This is a genomic window from Dongia sp., from assembly GCF_041909655.1.
In the GTDB taxonomy this organism is placed as follows: Bacteria; Pseudomonadota; Alphaproteobacteria; order Dongiales; family Dongiaceae; genus Dongia.
Genome location: NZ_JAYRDA010000006.1, coordinates 105,189 through 120,556, shown reverse-complemented (window position 1 = coordinate 120,556; position 15,368 = coordinate 105,189). Strand labels below are relative to the sequence as shown.

General features: G+C 62.9%; 15 protein-coding genes and 1 riboswitch. Of the genes, 5 read left to right on the top strand and 10 right to left on the bottom strand.

The window, feature by feature from the left end:
* Positions 1-191: 191 nt before the first annotated feature.
* Positions 192-650: a hypothetical protein gene (locus ACE3PR_RS13795; RefSeq protein ID WP_374372915.1), complete on the top strand. Its 459-nt coding sequence runs from the start codon at positions 192-194 to the stop codon at positions 648-650.
* 26 nt (positions 651-676) lie between these two features.
* Here ACE3PR_RS13795 and ACE3PR_RS13790 read toward each other — a convergent pair whose 3' ends face one another.
* Positions 677-1,792: a LysM peptidoglycan-binding domain-containing protein gene (locus ACE3PR_RS13790; RefSeq protein WP_374372912.1), complete on the bottom strand. Its 1,116-nt coding sequence runs from the start codon at positions 1,790-1,792 to the stop codon at positions 677-679.
* A 277-nt stretch (positions 1,793-2,069) separates the two neighbouring features.
* On the opposite strand from ACE3PR_RS13790, the gene ACE3PR_RS13785 reads away from it, so the two are divergent.
* On the top strand, positions 2,070-2,654 hold the full coding sequence (locus ACE3PR_RS13785; RefSeq protein WP_374372910.1) for a TIGR00730 family Rossman fold protein: 585 nt from the start codon (positions 2,070-2,072) through the stop codon (positions 2,652-2,654).
* Positions 2,655-2,684: 30 nt separating this feature from the next.
* Here the strand turns inward: ACE3PR_RS13785 and ACE3PR_RS13780 are convergent, their stop codons facing one another.
* Entirely contained in the window at positions 2,685-3,863 is a 1,179-nt protein-coding gene (locus tag ACE3PR_RS13780; RefSeq protein WP_374372908.1) for a sugar-transfer associated ATP-grasp domain-containing protein, read from the bottom strand.
* Between the two features lie 338 nt (positions 3,864-4,201).
* On the opposite strand from ACE3PR_RS13780, the gene ACE3PR_RS13775 reads away from it, so the two are divergent.
* Complete coding sequence (locus tag ACE3PR_RS13775) at positions 4,202-5,416, top strand: NADP-dependent isocitrate dehydrogenase (RefSeq protein WP_374372905.1); 1,215 nt, start codon at positions 4,202-4,204, stop codon at positions 5,414-5,416.
* A gap of 5 nt (positions 5,417-5,421) precedes the next feature.
* Entirely contained in the window at positions 5,422-5,961 is a 540-nt protein-coding gene (locus ACE3PR_RS13770; protein ID WP_374372903.1) for a peptidylprolyl isomerase, read from the top strand.
* Between the two features lie 52 nt (positions 5,962-6,013).
* Here the strand turns inward: ACE3PR_RS13770 and ACE3PR_RS13765 are convergent, their stop codons facing one another.
* The 7 genes from ACE3PR_RS13765 to alaS all read right to left on the bottom strand — a co-directional run bounded on the left by ACE3PR_RS13765 (position 6,014) and on the right by alaS (position 13,349).
* On the bottom strand, positions 6,014-6,691 hold the full coding sequence (locus tag ACE3PR_RS13765) for a TenA family protein (protein ID WP_374372901.1): 678 nt from the start codon (positions 6,689-6,691) through the stop codon (positions 6,014-6,016).
* Positions 6,688-7,503 (bottom strand): bifunctional hydroxymethylpyrimidine kinase/phosphomethylpyrimidine kinase, encoded by an 816-nt coding sequence (gene thiD / locus ACE3PR_RS13760; protein WP_374372899.1) that lies wholly within the window; start codon positions 7,501-7,503, stop codon positions 6,688-6,690. Before thiD ends, ACE3PR_RS13765 begins: the two co-directional genes overlap by 4 nt.
* A complete protein-coding gene (gene thiE / locus ACE3PR_RS13755; protein WP_374372896.1) occupies positions 7,500-8,135 on the bottom strand; it encodes a thiamine phosphate synthase in 636 nt (211 codons plus the stop codon). Before thiE ends, thiD begins: the two co-directional genes overlap by 4 nt.
* Positions 8,132-8,935: a hydroxyethylthiazole kinase gene (gene thiM, locus ACE3PR_RS13750; RefSeq protein ID WP_374372894.1), complete on the bottom strand. Its 804-nt coding sequence runs from the start codon at positions 8,933-8,935 to the stop codon at positions 8,132-8,134. The genes thiE and thiM overlap by 4 nt, the downstream gene beginning before the upstream one ends.
* A gap of 69 nt (positions 8,936-9,004) precedes the next feature.
* Positions 9,005-9,108: riboswitch (TPP riboswitch) on the bottom strand.
* 43 nt (positions 9,109-9,151) lie between these two features.
* On the bottom strand, positions 9,152-9,784 hold the full coding sequence (folE, locus tag ACE3PR_RS13745; protein ID WP_374372892.1) for a GTP cyclohydrolase I FolE: 633 nt from the start codon (positions 9,782-9,784) through the stop codon (positions 9,152-9,154).
* Positions 9,785-9,850: 66 nt separating this feature from the next.
* On the bottom strand, positions 9,851-10,648 hold the full coding sequence (locus ACE3PR_RS13740) for a PrsW family glutamic-type intramembrane protease (protein WP_374372890.1): 798 nt from the start codon (positions 10,646-10,648) through the stop codon (positions 9,851-9,853).
* A 28-nt stretch (positions 10,649-10,676) separates the two neighbouring features.
* Positions 10,677-13,349, bottom strand: a complete 2,673-nt coding sequence (gene alaS, locus ACE3PR_RS13735; RefSeq protein WP_374372887.1) for an alanine--tRNA ligase — start codon at positions 13,347-13,349, stop codon at positions 10,677-10,679.
* A gap of 245 nt (positions 13,350-13,594) precedes the next feature.
* Here alaS and moaA point away from each other — a divergent pair, with 245 nt between their 5' ends.
* A complete protein-coding gene (moaA, locus tag ACE3PR_RS13730) occupies positions 13,595-14,587 on the top strand; it encodes a GTP 3',8-cyclase MoaA (RefSeq protein ID WP_374372885.1) in 993 nt (330 codons plus the stop codon).
* Between the two features lie 112 nt (positions 14,588-14,699).
* Here moaA and ACE3PR_RS13725 read toward each other — a convergent pair whose 3' ends face one another.
* Positions 14,700-15,242, bottom strand: a complete 543-nt coding sequence (locus ACE3PR_RS13725; RefSeq protein ID WP_374372882.1) for a molybdopterin-guanine dinucleotide biosynthesis protein A — start codon at positions 15,240-15,242, stop codon at positions 14,700-14,702.
* Between the last annotated feature and the right edge of the window lie 126 nt (positions 15,243-15,368).

Genomic DNA, 15,368 nt, shown 5'->3' with positions numbered 1-15,368 from the left:
AAGAACGCAGCGCCGACGACTAACAGTTTGATTTGCCACAGAACGGGAGGCGCGTCACGAATGAAATCGCAACCGCGGCATCACATGAAAATCTGGTGATGGCGCGGAGTTTTTACAAATCGTTAAACGTACTGCCCTAGCATCCATTTTCGCGCCGCGGCATTGGACGGTGCAAGAAGGGGCGCCCGACCGTGACCATGGAGATGTTAGCCAAGAAGATGCTGCCGTCGGATGTGGAGCATGTCCGGATCGATGATGGCGGCAAGCTTCGCGTCGGGCGCAGCGGCGGCTTGGTTCAGTTCCAGTTCCGTTTCATGGACGTGCCCTTCAGCGCCAACACCCGGCAGATTCAATCCGGCCCCATTGTGCAGATCTCGGGCGAGGTCGCACCCCTGCCCTATTCCGCCGAAAGCATCACGGTCCGCCGCTCGACCATGGCCATCATCGCCGCCAGCCAGCATCTGCCGCATACGCGCCTTGCCATCAGCAAGCACAAGACGATCCTGTGCGTCGGCAAGGCGCCGATCGGAGATTCCTGGGCGCCGGTCGATCTGATCGCGGCCGCCACCAGCGTCATCCTTGAAATCAGCCCCTATCTGCAGATGCTGGCCGAAATCCTGCCGGCCTGGCCGTCGCGCCAAAGCTCCTGACAAACAGCCGGATCTGGCAGCCGGATCTAGTTCGGCAGTTCGAAGACCTGGCCGGGATAGATAAGATCCGGATCGCGGATGCGATCCTTGTTGGCTTCGTAGATGACGCTGTAGTTCATGCCGTCGCCATAGGTACGGCGCGCCAGGCGCCAAAGCGAATTGCCCGGCTGCACGATTATCTTGTCCCCCTCGGGCGACAGGCCCGCGAAATCGGGTTGCTCGATCGGTTGCGCGGAACGGGCAACAACCTTGCCCGCAGCGTCGAGCTGATCGATCCGCAATTCATGCCCGCCCACCGGCAAGGTCTCGGTGGGGATAAAGGCCCAGCGCCCCTGCGGGTCCACATCGACCGCGCCCAGCAATTTGTCGTCCAGATAAAGGGCGATCTTGCCGTCCGCCGGGGCGCGGCCGGAAAGGGCCATGCGGCCGTCGCGATCGAAATCGAGAACGTCGAGCACGGGTGCCGTCACCGGTCCTGTCGCCGCCTCGCCGCCGGATCCCGCGCTGGGGAGGTTCAGAATCTGGCTGGGCCCGTCGCCGTCGCGCGGGACCGAGAGCGCCAAGGCGCCCGCCGGCTCGGTGACCGCGCTGCCGGCAATATCCTTGGCCGGCGCCGGCACCATGACGATCACCATGCGCTCCGATTGCAGCGACGGCGCATTGGGGCGCTGAACCTGCAGCGTGAATTTATGCTCGCCCGGCTCGATCGCACTGTTGGGCAGCAGAACCCATTCGCCGCGGTCATCAGCCTCGGCACGGCCGATGACCTGGCCATCATCAAGCAACTCGACTTCGGCACCGGGCGCTGCGCGGCCAGCGATCACCGCATCGCCATTGGGATTGACACGCACCACGTCGAAGCTGGGCAGGATATCATCGGCCTCGTTCTCGGGCGATGCGGCGGGGTTCGCCGCTGAACCGCTCGTGGTCGCTGCTTCGCCCCCTTGCTCAACCGCCGTGCTATCCGTGGGAGCCCTCGTCGCCGGGGCGGAATCGGAACTCTCGGCGGTGGCCGGTGCTTCGGTGGCAGGCGGGGCATCCAGGGCATCTTCCTGTTCCTGCTGCCCGATCGCGTAGATGAGGCCGGCCGCCAGGATCACCACGGCGGCGCCCGCCGCCCCAATCAGTGCCAGTCTCGACATTTCTCTACCCCGTTCCGGCCCGATTCCGTGCCGTCTGGCCCGGACATGTGATTTGCCTCAAGGAAAGCTAATCCTCGGCGCAGATTCAGGCAATCACTCCCATGCCGGGCGCTCGGCCTCCCCGGGGACATTATTCCGGCGCGTCCCCGGCGGCGGTATCGTCATTGAACTGTCCCGGAAGCTGGCTCATATTGGTGGCAATGAAAACGCGACGATTATCTCTCCGGCCCAATCTGGCCGTGACCAACCACCCATTTTCAGGAGCAATGAAATCGGAATGACTCCGATCACCTCACTCTGCGTCTATTGCGGGTCATCCCGCGGCACCAACCCCGCTTTTTTCAAGCTCGCCCAGGAACTCGGCGGTGACATGGCCCAGCGCGGCATCCGCCTCATCTATGGCGGCGGGCGAGTCGGCCTGATGGGCGCTTGCGCCGATGCCGTCATGGCCGGCGGCGGCGAGGTGATCGGCATCATCCCGCAGCATCTCCAGGATCTCGAAGTCGGCCATACCGGCCTCACCGAGTTGAAGGTGGTCGACAACATGCATACCAGGAAGCGCATGATGTTCGACCTGTCGGACGCGTTCTGCGTTCTGCCGGGTGGGCTGGGGACCCTTGAGGAATTGTTCGAGGTCGTGACCTGGCGGCAGCTCGGCATTCACGACAAGCCGATCATCGTGCTCAATGCCGATGGCTATTGGGACCGACTGGTCGGCATGATCGACGGCATCATCGATGATGGCTTTGCAAAGCCCGCCGTGCGCCAATACTTCTCGGTCGCCAATTCAGTCGGTCGCCTGTTCGATCTTCTGGCGGCACCCGCGGACACTCAGGAACCGGATTTCCCCGAGCGCCTCTAAGCGCCATTGCACCTTCAATCGTCGCGGGTCTTACGCCCGCGCGCGGCGTGCCTTCCAGCTCTCGCTGATCGGCTGGCGCTCGGCGATCTGGATATGGTGCGCATAGCATTCCGCCAGGCGCCCGATACCGGCCGGCAGGTCATGCGTGCGCTGGATCATGTCGCAGCCCGATTGCACATTGCCTTCCACGATGACCGGACCGTCATCGGTGATGGCGACATCCCAGCCGATCGTGATGCGGTCGGAGAAGGCGGCATGACCGCGGCAGAGCAATTCCTTAGTTTCCTGCCAGAACGGCAACTGACGCCCGGCGATCATCGCCCCGGTGGTGGGATGCCTGTCGAACCACACGCAGGGTTGCTTGGTGCCTGCATCAGAGGCCGGGCCGAGCTTCCCGCTCGTCACATCCACCCGGCTGACAATGCCGCCCTTGTGGAAATTATCGACCACGGAATCCGACCGGGTCGAGGATTTGAAGACGGCATGGGTCACTTCATAGCCGCCGCTCTCGTTCTTGACCGACATCACACGGCAGGTTGTGAGCACGTTGATGGAAAGGTCACGAAGCGCGCTGTGGCCGAACAGCGCCTGCTGCACAATAACCGGTTCGATCTTGGCCTGGGCGCGGATATGGGCCAGCAAATCGGCGGGTGATTTGCGCGTGTCATATTGATCGGCATAACTGCCATCGGGCTGGCGCAGCCAGCGTTCGCAGCCACGGCCGCCGCGCCCGCGGAACGGCTTGAAAAAAATGTCGACGGGCGGCAGATCGCCCTCGAACGTCGCCAGTCGCTCGATGCGGCCGTCGTCATGCACCAGCATGAACGAGGGAATGGTGGTGACACCGGCCTTCTCGCAATGCAGGAAGAAGGCCGCCTTGTTGTTGAGGATACGGCGGCTGGACTGATCGATCCGCGACTCGATCAGATTGTGAAGGCCGCCCTTGAATTCGTAGCGCGCGATATAGGCGCCGGCATTGGCATAGCGCTCGGGGCGGAACAGCTCGAACACGTAATATTTCTTCGGCGAGATCGAATGCCGGAAGGCAACGACCCATTGCTCCCAGACCTGGCGCGGTTTTCCCTTGCCGGACACCTCCCGGACCTTGTCCCCCAGTTTGGTTGTATGCTTCCAGGAGAGATAGGCGAACATCACCGGCCAGGTGACGCTGTAGAGAGCGATACGCGGCCAGGCGCTTTTGCCATGCATCCGCCAGACATATCTGGCGTAGGATTTATGGATGATGGCAGCGGGGGTTTTGGCGGGGCCGAGGGACCAGAACAGTTTATACGGTGAACAAAACGGCAACCGAAGATAGGCCATAGTAATGCGCTCGATAGTTTCTCTGTCGCCTCCCCGCCCGGATGGCTCACCTGTATAACAATTGTAATGTCAGGAGTCAGTAAGGTTTCTCACAAGATCTGTCGACAATGGCCTAGCAAAATCCTTCAAATCGGCCGGGCCACCCACTAGACTGCCGCCGATTTTGCGTCATTCCCGGCATTCCGCCGCCTGCTAGGCGCTTCTATCAGAAGGACAATCGCTTCATGGCAAAGATCAAGGTCAAGACTCCGGTCGTCGAGCTCGACGGCGATGAGATGACTCGCATCATCTGGGCATTCATCAAGAACAAGCTGATCCTGCCCTATCTCGACATCGACCTGAAGTATTACGACCTCGGCGTCGAAAGCCGCGACAAGACCGGCGACCAGATCACGATCGATGCCGCCAACGCGATCAAGCAATATGGCGTCGGCGTCAAATGCGCGACCATCACGCCGGACGAAGGCCGCGTGAAGGAGTTCAATCTCAAATCAATGTGGAAGTCGCCCAACGGCACCATCCGCAACATCCTCGACGGCACCGTGTTCCGCCAGCCGATCATCTGCAAGAACGTGCCGCGTTTGGTCCCGGGCTGGACGCAGCCGATCGTCATCGGCCGCCATGCCTTCGGCGATCAATACCGCGCCACCGATTTCATCGTGCCGGGCAAGGGCCGGCTCACCATGACCTTCGTGCCGGAAGACGGCGGCGCGCCGATCGAGAAGGAAATCTTCAAATTCCCCGGCGCCGGCGTCGCCATGGGCATGTACAACCTCGACGATTCGATCCGTGGCTTTGCCCGTGCCTGCTTCAATTACGGCCTGATGCTGGGCTGGCCGGTCTATCTCTCGACCAAGAACACGATCCTCAAGATCTATGACGGCCGTTTCATGGACATCTTCCAGGAAGTGTATGACAAGGAATTCGCCGATCAGTTCAAGGCGAAGAAGATTCATTACGAACATCGCCTGATCGACGACATGGTCGCCTCGGCCCTCAAATGGTCCGGTGGTTTCGTCTGGGCCTGCAAGAACTATGACGGCGACGTGCAATCGGATACCGTGGCACAGGGCTTCGGCTCGCTGGGCCTCATGACCTCGGTCCTGCTCTCGCCGGACGGCAAGACGGTGGAAGCCGAGGCCGCCCATGGCACGGTGACGCGTCACTACCGCGAGCACCAGAAGGGCAAGGAAACATCGACCAACCCCATTGCCTCGATCTATGCCTGGACGCGCGGCCTCTGGTATCGCGGCAAGTTCGACAACACGCCCGAGCTGCAGAAATTCGCCGAAAATCTCGAGAAGATCTGCGTCGACACGGTCGAATCCGGTTTCATGACCAAGGATCTCGCCCTTCTCATCAGCCCCGACCAGAAATGGCTGACCACCACCCAGTTCCTCGACAAGCTCGACGAGAACCTCAAGAAAGCGATGGGCTGATCATCATGTTGAAACGACTCCTCCTGGCTCTGACCCTCTTCATCGGCGCCAGCGCACCAAGCTTTGCCGCCGATCCCGAGAACACGCTCTTCCTCGACCTCAAGGACGGCCGCGTGGTGATCGAATTGCTGCCGAACGTGGCGCCGCAGACCGTGGCCCGCATGAAGGAACTGGCGCGCCAGGGCTTCTTCGACGGCACGCCGATCCACCGCGTCATCCCGGGCTTCATGGCGCAGATGGGCGATCCCACGGGCACCGGCACGGGCGGCTCTGGCCAGAACCTGCCGGCCGAGTTCAGCAGCATGAAGCATGTGCGCGGCACCGTCTCGATGGCCCGCGCGCAGGACCCCAACAGCGCCGACAGCCAGTTCTTCATCTGCTTCGGCGACGCCCCGTTCCTCGACGGCAAATACACCATCTGGGGCCAGGTGATCGACGGCATGCATTTCGTCGACCGCATCACGCCGGGCACGGAAGCCAATAACGGCGCCGTCACCAACCCGGACAAAATCGTGAAAGTCCAGGTCGCCGCCGACGCGAAGTAAATCGACGTCTCACGGGCGATGCGGGAACCCCTCGCATCGCCCGTTTTCTTTTTTAGCGATATTGCGCCGTCGGCCAGGTCTCCAGGCGGTAGGCGGCGTCCCAGAACATCCATTCGAATTCGACCGAGCGCTGAAAGAGCGCCAGCATTCGCGCCTGGCATAACGAACCAGCATGGGCAAAGGCCGTCTCCGCCGCTGCCTCGGCCGCACGCACGGCGCCCTGGAATTCATCCGAGGCATAGGTGTCGATCCAGGCCTGATAGGGATTGTCGGGCACCGCATCGGCGGCGATTGCCAAGCCCACTTCCGCGTAGATACTGAAACAGGGCAGGACGGCGGCGAGCAGGGTTTCATAGGAACCCGTCACGGACTCGGCCAGCAAGAAGCTGGTATAGCCGAGACAGGTCGGCGAGCGTTCGGCGGCCTGCGCCGTGGCGGCATCAATCCCGAATTGTGCGAGATAGGTCTGCTGCATCGCCTGCTCGAAATGCACCGCGCCCGCCGCGTTCTCGGCGAATTGGGCGATCAGCCGCGCATCAGGCGCCTTCGCCGCAAGCGCTGCCAGGGCCCGCGCATAATCGGTGAGATAGAGACCGTCCTGGATAAGGTAATGCTGGAAGCGGCCCTGGCGCAGCACGCCCTGCCCCAGTTCCCGGTTGAACGGCAGCGCGTGGATGGCCTGGCGCAGATCGGCGTTCTGCTGGCGCGCGGTCGCGATGAAGGAGCTCATGATGTATGTCCCGTCTTCCAGAGCTGGTGAAAATGATGGACCGGTCCATGCCCATGGCCCACGTCGAGCTCGCCGCTCGCCGCGATGGCGCCGGTGAGATAGGCCTTGGCCGCGCCGACCGCCGCAGCGATATCGGCGTGCCGCGGCAGCAAGGCGGCGATGGCCGATGACAAGGTGCAGCCGGTCCCGTGCGTGTTGCCGGTGCCGATCCGGATCGCATCAAAGCGATGACGCGACGCATCAATGGCCAGCAGATCCGGACTTGCTGCCCCGGTGAGATGGCCACCTTTGAGCAACAAGGCTGTACCAAAGCGCGCCTGCCAGGTATCGGCCAATCGCTCCATGCCGGCCCAATCGACCGGCTCGTCCATGTCCAGCAGGACCGCCGCTTCCGGCAAATTGGGTGTGGCGATGCTCGCCAAGGGCAGCAAGTCGCGGCGCAGGGCGTCGACCGCGTCCGCATCGAGCAGATGATGACCGCTCTTGGCTACCATGACGGGATCTAGCACGATCCAGCGCGGCTGCCAGCGCCGGAGACAATCCGCCACCGCCGCAATGATCGCGGCATTCGCCAGCATGCCGATCTTCACCGCGTCGATGCGAAGATCGTCGAACACCGCGTCGATCTGCTGCGCCACGAAACCGGCGGAAACGGTTTCGACGCCCAAGACGCCGCGCGTGTTCTGCGCGGTGAGCGCCGTCAGTACTGCGCCGCCATAGCAGCCAAGCGCCGAGAAGGTCTTGAGGTCCGCCTGAATGCCGGCCCCACCGCTGGGATCGCTGCCGGCGATGCTGAGAACATTGGGGATCATTTTTTCGCTCCCGCCATGGATTGCGCAAGCGCCGCCGCCGCCGCGCGCGGGTCGGCGGCACTGCAGATCGCCGAGACCACAGCGATGCCATCGGCGCCGGCTGCGACGACATCCGCCGCGTTCTCGGGCTTGATGCCGCCGATGGCGACGACCGGCAGCGGGATGTAGCGGCAGAGATCGCTGAAACCTTCGAGCCCCAAAGCGGGTGCCGCGTCGATCTTCGATTGCGTCGGGAAAACCGGGCCGAGACCGACATAATCAACCAGCGCCGGATCAATGCCCACGAGTTCCGCGGCATTGGTGACCGAGAGCCCGACGATCTTGTTCTTGCCCAGCAATTGCCGGGCGAAAGGCGCCGGCATGTCGGCCTGTCCCACATGCACGCCATCGGCCTTGGCGGCGAGTGCGATGTCCAGATGATCGTTGACGACGAAGGCAACGCCGGCCTTCGCCGTCACCCTGCGCAAGGCCTGGGCATCGGCCAGCAATTGCCGGAGATCGCGGCGATCGCCCCGCAACTGCACCATGGTGACACCGCCAGCGATGGCCTCGGCCACGATCGCCTCGATGCCGCCTTGCCGGCAGAATTGCTGATCGGCAACGAGATAGAGCGCGGGATTGAACGCGGTCATGACAGCCTCGCCCTCTGCGCCAATCGACCGGCATCGATGCCGTGAAGCGTGTCGAGGAAGGCCACCTGAAACGAGCCGGGGCCGGCCGAGATGCCTTGTGCGATCTCGCCCACGACCCCCATTACCGCCATGCCCTGCACGGCCGCCATGAACGGGTCCTCGAGCACGGCGAGATAGGCGCCGCAGATGGCGCTGGCCGTGCAGCCCATGCCGGTGACACGCGTCATGATGGGATGGCCGTTGGCAATGCCGGCAAGGCGCGATCCGTCGGTCACGTAATCGATTGCGCCGCTGACCGCCACCACCGTGTGATAACGCCGCGCCAGAGATTTCGCGGCATCGATGGCGGCGTCCGATCCAAGCGTACTGTCGACGCCCTTGCCGCCCGATGCCTCGCCTGCCAGCGCCACGATTTCGGAGGCATTGCCGCGGATGATGGCCGGGCCATGTTCGATGAGGTCCGCCGCCAATCGCGTGCGATAGCCGAGTGCCCCCACCGCCACCGGATCGAGCAGCCAGGGCCGCCCTTCCTGCTGTGCCCGCTGGGTCGCCAGGCGCATCGCCGCCGCCCAATCCGGCGACAAAGTGCCGAGATTGACCACCACCGCACCGGCAATGGCGGCAAGCTCGGCCGCCTCCTCGGTATTCTCGACCATCGCCGGCGAGGCACCGATGGCGAGCAGCGCATTCGCCGTGACATTGGCCACAACGATATTGGTCATATTGTGGATGAGTGGCGCCGTCGCGCGGATGGCGCCTAGCGCATCGGCAAAATCGGCTTCGGTCGGTAAAGTCGGCATCGGTCGTATCTCCCTTGCGCGCATGAAAGGGAGGAACACCAGCAGACAAGGGGAAATAGATCAGCCGCTTGCCGGGCGGTGCAACGATCCCTTCGCTGGCATGATCCAGATCAGGTTCTTCGGGTATGATCTCAGCCCGTCCCTTTCGAGAACGGACACCCCGCGTCACAACGGCAGGCAGTTTAATGCGGCTCCGGTAGCTGTCAACGCAATGTTCTATCGCCCGATCAGGCGCTGGAATTCGCGGCGCGTTTCCGGATTGTCGCGGAAGGAGCCCAGCAAGGTCGACGTCGTCATGGTGACACCCGGCTTGTTGACGCCGCGCGTGGTCATGCAATGGTGCTCGGCCTCGATCACGACGCCGACGCCCAGTGGCTCCAGCACCTGCTGGATGGTGTTGGCGATTTGCGCCGTCATCTTTTCCTGGATTTGCATGCGGCGGGCATAGACCTCGACCACCCGCGCGAGCTTGCTGATTCCCACCACGCGCGCTTTCGGCAGATAGCCGACATGGGCGCGGCCGACGATCGGCGCCAGATGATGCTCGCAGTGGCTGACAAAGGGGATGTCCTTGAGAAGGACAAGCTCGTCATAGCCCTCGATCTCCTCGAAGGTGCGCTGCAGGATCGCCACCGGATCGTCGAAATAGCCGGCATAAAATTCGTCGTAGGAGCGCGCCACGCGTTCCGGCGTGCCCAGCAAGCCCTCGCGATCGGGGTCGTCCCCGGCATAGGCGATGATCGTGCGGATCGCCTCTTCCGCCGCCGCCTTGCTGGGCCGGCGCGCCAAGGCCTGCGAGCGCTCGGCAGTCAGGGTTTCTGTGAGGGCAAGGGGACGATGCAGGTTCATGGAAGATCTCCGGGATGGAATCACCGGAGCTTTACGGCCTGAAAACGGGAATGGATCACCCCCGCTTCAGGCCGGGATCGCCTGAAGCGCTTGCCGCCGCAATCGCCGGCGCATCAGCACCACGCAGATCACCGCCGCCGCGATGACGCTGGGAATCAACACCGCCGCCAGCATGATGTGCGGCGCCAGCGCGGCAAGATCGACCTCGTCGATCTGGTGCCCGTCCTTGACCAATTGGAAGACCACGGCGATGAGGCCCCAATTGACCGCGGCATGGCCGATCACTGCGGCGGCGTAGCCGGCCAGCGCTGCTAGCCAGTTGAGGCGGCCGTTCGTCACGAAGCGCGTCAGGAAATATCCCATCAGGCAGCCCAGCGAGGCATGCAGCAGGCTGGCCATGATGGTCCGCGCGAAGGGGATCATCAAGGGGTTGCCGAATTGCTTGCCGGCCATCTCGGCCAATCCCGCATTGAGGCTGTAGGCCACGTTCTCGACCGCGGCGAAACCAAGCCCGCAGAGAATCGGCAAGCGGAAGGCGGTCGCCTGATCGACATCCTGATGAAAGACCGAGAGATGCCTGAGCAGCAGGATGGCAATGAGGACGGCGATGCCCTTGACCAATTCCTCCGGCAGCGCCGCCAGCAGAAAGCTCGCCGCCAGCGCATCGCCGAGCCCGGGATTGTCGGGGAAACTGAAGGCATCGCGCAGATTGAGCGCCAGGAAGATCGGCAGTGGCGACAGGGCGCCCAACGCCAAAGCAAGCCCCACCACGCGCCATTTGAGGCGTCCGGGCAGCAGGAACTGCGTGCCCATGGCCCAGATGGCCGTGAGGGTGAGAACGATGGCGATCGCGGCGGCGGTCATGCTGATGAACTCTCCGCCGCGCCGGACCTCATGCCGCTTTCACGTGGCCGCGCAGCATCTCTTCGATGGCGCTCACCGCGTCCTGCGCGCGCCCCGCATCGGGACCACCCGCCTGCGCCATGTCCGGCCGGCCGCCGCCGCCCTGCCCGCCGATCGCAGCACTTGCGGCCTTCACCAAGTCGACCGCACTCAAGCGGCCGGTGAGATCGTCAGTGACACCGACCACAATCGAGGCCTTGCCGTCGGCGGTCGCCACGAGCGCCACGACACCGGAGCCGAGTTTCTTCTTCAACTCGTCCGCCATGCCTTTGAGTTCCTTGGCCGGCACGCCTTCCAGCACACGGCCGGAGAACTTGACACCGCCAACATCCTGCACTTCGGCTGCCGCCGACGAGCCGCCGGTCGCGATGGTCTTGCGCGCCTCGGCGAGTTCCCGCTCCAGCTTCTTGCGCTCCTCCAGCAGACTGACGATGCGCTGCGGCAATTCCTGCGGCAATGCCTTGATCGCCGCAGCGGCTTCCGCGAGCTGCTTCTGCTGTTCAGCCACAAAGTTTTCCGCCGCAGCACCCGTCACCGCCTCGATCCGGCGCAGGCCCGCGCCGACGGCGCCTTCAGAGACGATCTTCAGGAATCCGATATCGCCGGTGCGATGCACATGGGTGCCGCCGCAGAGCTCGGTCGAGAATTCCTTGGGCTCAACCTCTTCACGGCCACCCATGGAAACGACGCGCACCTCCTCGCCATACTTCTCGCCAAAGAGCGCCATGGCGCCGGCGGCGATGGCGTCATCCGGCGTCATCAGCTTTGTGGCTACATCGGCATTGGCGCGGATGCGCTTGTTCACTTCATGCTCGACCCAGGCAATGTCCTCGGGCGTCATGCCCTTGGTATGCGAGAAATCGAAGCGCAGGCGATCAGGCGCCACCAGTGAGCCCTTCTGGGTGACATGCGTCCCCAGGCGGCGGCGCAAGGCCTCGTGCAACAGATGGGTCGCTGAATGATGCGCCCGCAACCCTGCGCGGCGCCCGTGATCGACCAGCATCTCGACCGCCTCGCCGGTCTTGACGCTGCCCTTCACGACCCGGCCCAGATGGACATGGAGATCGCCCAGCTTCTTCTGCGTGTCGGTCACGTCAATCACCGCGCCGCTCGCCGTGACCAGCTTGCCGGCATCGCCCATCTGGCCGCCGGATTCACCATAGAACGGCGTCTGGTTGGCAACAATCGCGACCTCGTCGCCGGTCTTCGCCTCCGTGACTTCCTGGCCGCCCTTGACCAGAGTGAGAATCTGCCCTTCCGCCTTCTCGGTCGAATAGCCGAGGAAATCGGTGGCGCCGAGGCGCTGGCGGATCTCGAACCAGATCTTCTCCGTGGCAGCCTCGCCTGAACCCGACCAGGCGGCGCGGCTGCGCTCGCGCTGCTTCTCGAGCTCGGCGTTGAACCCCTCGACATCCACTTCGATCCCCTTGTCGCGCAGGATGGATTGGGTGAGATCGAGCGGGAAGCCGCGGCTGTCGGAGAGCGCAAAGGCGACGCTGCCCGAAAGCTTGCCGTCATTGGTGAGGCCGCTCTTCGAGGCGATGGCACCTTCCAGTTCCTTAAGGCCGGTTTCCAGCGTCTGCTTGAAACGCGTCTCCTCCAGCTTCAGCGTCTCGGTGATCGCGGATTCGGCGCGGCCGAGTTCCGGATAGGCCAGCCCCATTTCGGCAACCAGCGCCGGGACCAGCTTCCACATCAAGGGATCCTTGCAGCCCAGGAGATGCGCATGGCGCATGGCCCGGCGCATGATGCGCCGGAGCACATAGCCGCGCCCGTCATTCGACGGCATCACGCCATCGGCCACCAGGAAAGCGCTGGAGCGCAGATGGTCGGCAATGACCCGGTGGCTGACATTGAGCGGGCCATCCGGATCGGTATTGGAGGCATGGGCCGAGGCTTCGATCAGATTGCGCATCAGATCGATGTCGTAATTGTCGTGCTTCCCCTGGAGCACGGCGGTGAGACGCTCCAGCCCCATGCCGGTATCGATCGAGGGGCGCGGCAGGCTCACCCGCTCTTCCTTCGAGACCTGCTCATATTGCATGAAGACCAGGTTCCAGATTTCGATGAAGCGGTCGCCATCGGCATCCGGCGAGCCCGGGGGACCACCGGCGATCTTGTCGCCATGGTCGTAGAAGATTTCCGAGCAGGGGCCGCAGGGGCCGGTATCGCCCATGGCCCAGAAATTGTCCGAGGTCGCGATGCGGATGATCTTGGAATCCGAGAGGCCGGCGATCTTCTTCCACAGGCCATGCGCTTCGTCATCGTCGATGAAGACAGTGACGGTCAGCTTGTCCTTAGGGAGGCCGTATTCCTTGGTGATGAGGTTCCAGGCGAGCTCGATCGCGCGTTCCTTGAAATAATCGCCGAAGCTGAAATTCCCCAGCATTTCAAAGAACGTATGGTGCCGGGCGGTATAGCCGACATTCTCGAGGTCATTGTGCTTGCCGCCGGCGCGGACGCATTTCTGGGCGGTCGAGGCGCGGACGTAATCGCGTTTTTCCTGCCCCGTGAAGACGTTCTTGAACTGGACCATGCCCGAATTCACGAACATCAAGGTGGGGTCGTTGCGCGGGACGAGCGGCGACGAGGGCACGATTTCGTGCCCTTCCTTGCGGAAGTAATCGAGGAAAACGCGGCGAATATCTTTGGCGGTCTGCATGCTCAAAAACCCGAAATGCGTGGCTACTGGCTGTGTTGCGGCGCGAAACGCGATTATTTAGAGTTTTTCTAGGCAAAACAAGGCATTTGAGCCCGTTTTAGCCTCGGATTCGCCTCCGTTTTGGGCGGGCGGCCCCTCGCTCCCGCGCATAGCTCAAAGCCCATCCAAGATTTGGGGAGGAAAATCGGCGGCAAGCCCCCTATATTCCACGGATGACCAGCCTCGAGACGCCCGTCAAACCGCCCATGATCGACCCCTTCGGTCGCCATATCTCCTATTTGCGCGTCTCCGTCACGGATCGCTGCGACTTCCGCTGCGTCTATTGCATGGCCGAGGACATGACCTTCCTGCCCAAGGCCGAGATCCTCAGCCTGGAAGAACTCGACCGCCTGTGCAGTGCCTTCGTGGCCCTGGGGGTCAAGAAGCTGCGCCTGACCGGCGGCGAGCCGCTGGTGAGGAAGGGGATCATGCAGCTGATCCGGAACCTTTCGCGTCACCTTGAGGCCGGGACGCTCGAGGAACTGACCCTCACCACCAATGGCAGCCAGCTCGGGAAGTACGCCCGGGAACTCGCCGATTGCGGGGTGAAGCGAGTCAATGTCTCGATCGATTCTCTCGATCCCGAGAAATTCACCCGCATCACCCGCTGGGGCAAGCTCGGCCCCGTGCTCGACGGCATCCAGGCGGCCAAGGATGCGGGCATCCGGGTGAAGCTCAACACGGTGGCGCTCAAGGGCGTCAATGACGACGAATTTTATCACCTGATCGAATGGTGCGGCGAAAACGGCCACGACATCACCTTCATCGAAGTGATGCCCATGGGCGATATCGGCGGCGAGAACCGGCTGGACCAGTTCTACCCGATCTCATTGTTGCGCAGCCATCTCGCCCAGCGCTGGACGCTCATCGAGAACGACCACCGGAGCGGCGGCCCTGCCCGCTATGTGACCCTGGCCGAGACCGGTCAGCGCGTGGGCTTCATCACCCCGCTTACCCATAATTTCTGCGAATCCTGCAACCGCGTGCGCCTGACCTGCACGGGGACGCTCTATATGTGCCTGGGGCAGGACGATGCCGCCGACCTCCGTGCACCCTTGCGCCAGAGCGAGTCGGACGAGGTTCTGGTGGCCGCCATCCGCGAAGCGATCACCCGGAAGCCCAAGGGCCACGATTTCATCATCGACCGCCGCCATACAGGCCCCGCGGTCGAACGGCATATGAGTGTGACGGGCGGGTAATGCGTCGTTGTCATGGCCCGCGAAGGCGGGCCATCCACGAGTTTGCATAAAACTGAAGAAAGTAACTCATGGATCCCCCGCCTTCGCGGGGGATGACAACTGAGAGAACCCCTCAATCGATAATCACCTGGTGGCAGAATTCCTTGCCGTCCGAGATGGTGACCTGGGTGAAGCCCAGCAGTTTCAGAAGATCGAAGAACGTCGCTTCTTCCGGCTGAGTGTTCTTCTGGAAGAACGGCGTCGAGCGCGCGATCAAGGTCATGCTGGCAAAGAGCGCCCGCGCCCGGTAGATCGTGTCGAGCGAGCCGTCGCGCAGGCCCGTGATGATCAGTTTTTGTGAATCGTCGCCCTTGGCGAAGATCGCATAATCGGGCGTGTATTGCGCCGCCATCTGCTGGCGCGCCATGCCGATGACAAAGCCCTGGCGGCGGATTTCATCGCTCTCCGGCAGGGTGACGACGCGGCTGGTGTAATGCTCGATTGTCTGCGGCGTCGGGTAGTAATAGCCCTCGTGCAGATCGCCGGATTCATCCTCGAATTGCTCAAGGGCGATGGCATCCGGAGCCATCGTCTCCGGCGCCGTCTCCTGCGCCGACAGGGGGCCGGCACAGACCAACAACCCCATCATCAATCCGGTGAAACCCGCCAATCGCATGTGATCCCCCACATTCCCCGCTATCGGCCTAGAGTGCTGTGTCAAAAGCACTTTGGCAAGCGCCCCACTAGTGACTTATTCGGGCAGTGGCTATACTGCGCCCGCCATTCATGAACATGGGCAGGG

Coding starts and splice junctions, on each gene's coding strand:
- ACE3PR_RS13785 (WP_374372910.1), top strand. CDS start 2,070: ATGACTCCGATCACCTCACTCTGCGTCTATTGCGGGTCATCCCGCGGC.
- ACE3PR_RS13790 (WP_374372912.1), bottom strand. CDS start 1,792: ATGTCGAGACTGGCACTGATTGGGGCGGCGGGCGCCGCCGTGGTGATC.
- moaA (WP_374372885.1), top strand. CDS start 13,595: ATGATCGACCCCTTCGGTCGCCATATCTCCTATTTGCGCGTCTCCGTC.
- ACE3PR_RS13775 (WP_374372905.1), top strand. CDS start 4,202: ATGGCAAAGATCAAGGTCAAGACTCCGGTCGTCGAGCTCGACGGCGAT.
- thiE (WP_374372896.1), bottom strand. CDS start 8,135: ATGACCGCGTTCAATCCCGCGCTCTATCTCGTTGCCGATCAGCAATTC.
- folE (WP_374372892.1), bottom strand. CDS start 9,784: ATGAACCTGCATCGTCCCCTTGCCCTCACAGAAACCCTGACTGCCGAG.
- ACE3PR_RS13780 (WP_374372908.1), bottom strand. CDS start 3,863: ATGCATGGCAAAAGCGCCTGGCCGCGTATCGCTCTCTACAGCGTCACC.
- thiD (WP_374372899.1), bottom strand. CDS start 7,503: ATGATCCCCAATGTTCTCAGCATCGCCGGCAGCGATCCCAGCGGTGGG.
- ACE3PR_RS13770 (WP_374372903.1), top strand. CDS start 5,422: ATGTTGAAACGACTCCTCCTGGCTCTGACCCTCTTCATCGGCGCCAGC.
- ACE3PR_RS13765 (WP_374372901.1), bottom strand. CDS start 6,691: ATGAGCTCCTTCATCGCGACCGCGCGCCAGCAGAACGCCGATCTGCGC.
- ACE3PR_RS13725 (WP_374372882.1), bottom strand. CDS start 15,242: ATGCGATTGGCGGGTTTCACCGGATTGATGATGGGGTTGTTGGTCTGT.
- ACE3PR_RS13740 (WP_374372890.1), bottom strand. CDS start 10,648: ATGACCGCCGCCGCGATCGCCATCGTTCTCACCCTCACGGCCATCTGG.
- thiM (WP_374372894.1), bottom strand. CDS start 8,935: ATGCCGACTTTACCGACCGAAGCCGATTTTGCCGATGCGCTAGGCGCC.
- alaS (WP_374372887.1), bottom strand. CDS start 13,349: ATGCAGACCGCCAAAGATATTCGCCGCGTTTTCCTCGATTACTTCCGC.